The sequence below is a fragment of the Streptomyces silaceus genome (assembly GCF_001419745.1).
GTDB classification, from domain to species: domain Bacteria; phylum Actinomycetota; class Actinomycetes; order Streptomycetales; family Streptomycetaceae; genus Streptomyces; species Streptomyces silaceus.
This window is the reverse complement of the sequence record NZ_LIRJ01000407.1, coordinates 1-1,951: the sequence shown is the minus strand read 5'-3', so window position 1 is coordinate 1,951 and position 1,951 is coordinate 1. Positions and strand designations below refer to the sequence as shown.

2 protein-coding genes and 1 pseudogene are annotated in these 1,951 nt (G+C 74.0%); all 3 read left to right on the top strand.

The window, feature by feature from the left end:
• Positions 1-383, top strand: a pseudogene (locus AOK22_RS31675) (cupin domain-containing protein); the annotation flags it as partial.
• On the top strand, positions 380-805 hold the full coding sequence (locus AOK22_RS31670; RefSeq protein WP_055702159.1) for a cupin domain-containing protein: 426 nt from the start codon (positions 380-382) through the stop codon (positions 803-805). The pseudogene AOK22_RS31675 and the gene AOK22_RS31670, both read left to right, overlap by 4 nt.
• Positions 806-821: 16 nt before the next feature.
• On the top strand, positions 822-1,919 hold the full coding sequence (locus tag AOK22_RS31665; protein ID WP_237773378.1) for a zinc-dependent alcohol dehydrogenase: 1,098 nt from the start codon (positions 822-824) through the stop codon (positions 1,917-1,919).
• The last annotated feature ends 32 nt before the right edge of the window (positions 1,920-1,951 follow it).

Here is a 1,951-nt window from a genome sequence, read left to right as displayed (position 1 = left end):
CGAACCCCGCCGGTCCGGCGTCCGCCGCCGGCCCCGCACACCCCGCGAAGGAGACCGAAGTGCGAGCCCGACTCCACGACCTGCGAGCCGAGCGCTCCGTCGACCCGTCCGGTGTCTTCACCGGACCCCTGCGCACCGTCGCCATCGAGACCGTCGCCGCCTCCGGCACCACCGAACTGGTCGCCGACGGCTGCGAGCACATGGTCTTCGTCCTCTCCGGCACCGGCTGGGTGGACAACGGCTCGGGCACCGCCGAACTGCGCCCCGGCACCGCCGTCACCCTGCCGCTCGGCACCAAGGCCCGCGTCGGCGCCGACCACGTGGGCGACCTGGAGCTCTTCCACGCCGAACTCGCCGTCCCCGCGCGGGGGTCCGGCCGATGATCGTCAACAGCCAGGACCTGCCCGCGCGCTATCTGCGCAGCGGCGCCCCGGACAGCACCTGGAGGTGCCTCGCGCGCCGCGGCATGCTCCACAGCGAGTGCGAGGCCTTCGAGCAGGTGCGGCTCGCGGCGGACACCGGCTGGGCGCACGACCCCGAGCACGGCACCGAGGTGACCCTCTACGCCGTCGCGGGCACGGGCACCGTGCGCGACGCGTCGGGGGAGCGCCCGCTCGCCGCCGGGCACGTCCTGCTCGTGCCGGCCCGCTCCGCGCTGCGGGTGACCGCGGGACCCGACGGCCTGAACCTCGCCGTCGTACGCGTCCTGCCCGCCGAGATCACCGCAGAGCTGCCCGCCCGTGTGCCGGAGCTGCCGGCGCACGAGCAGACCGCCATTTTCCGCCCGGAATCCGACGGGCCCTGACCCAGGAGGGGATGCTTTGAGCGAACACCACGACAAGGTGCTGCCACCCACCGACGACCTGCTGTGCGGCCGCTGGCCGAACGGCTCCATGACCGCCGCGGCCGTCCTGGAGGCGGGCAAGGTCGGCCCGGTGCAGCTGGAGATACCGGGGCCCGAACTGGGCTACGTACTCGTCGCGCCGACCACCGTCGGCATCTGCGGCACCGACCTCGAACTGCTGCACGGCACCGCGAGTTACGTCAAGGACGGCCGCGCCGTCATGCCCCATGTGTTCGGCCACGAATGGGTCGGACGGGTCGTGGCCATCGCGGGCAACTGCCAGTACTCGCGGCAGCTGGAGATCGGCGACCGCGTCGTCGGCCAGACGATGCTCTCCTGCGGCGGCTGCCGGGCCTGCCAGCGCGGCCACCGCAACGAGTGCTCGCAGCTCAAGGAGGTCGGCCTGTACGGCCAGCAGGGCGCCGCCGCCGAGTTCATCCGGCTGCCCGCCCAGTCGCTGACCAAGGTCCCGCCGGGCGTCGACGACTTCGCCGCCGCCCTCGCCGAACCGGCCGTCACCGTCCTCGCCGCACTGGACAAGGTCGGTGTCTTCCCCGGCGAGCGCGTCCTGGTCATGGGCACCGGCACCATGGGCCTGCTCGCCGTGCAGATGGCCCGGCGGGTGGCCGGCACGGTCGACGTCGTCGGCGTCGACGACGCCGGCATCGGCACCGCGCTGCGCATGGGCGCCGAACACGCCTTCCTGCCGGGCGAGGCCAAGGACGGCGCCTACGACGTCGTCATCGAGGCGTCCGGCGCGGTCTCCGCCCTCCTGGAGTCGCTGCGGGTGGCCGACATCGGCGGCCGCATCGCCGCGGTCGGCGTGCCGAACGCCACGCTGCCCTCGGTCGACGCGGCCGAGATGGTGCTGCGCGGCGTCACCATGGTCGGCGTCCGGCACGGGCTCGACTACTACGAGCGCGCGCTGCGCCTCTTCGAGGAAGGCGTCCTGTCCGCCAAGGGCATGATCGCGGACGTCTTCCCGCTGGCCGCCGCCGACGAGGCGTTCGACCTCCTGGAGAACGGCCGCAGGGCCGCCCCCAAGGTCGCCCTGTCGGTGACGTCCCGCCCCTGAGCCGAGGCGGTCCCGCCCCCGCACACCTGACC

Excerpts from the sequence above, each read along its gene's own strand:
- AOK22_RS31670 (WP_055702159.1), top strand. The coding sequence starts at position 380 with ATGATCGTCAACAGCCAGGACCTGCCCGCGCGCTATCTGCGCAGCGGC.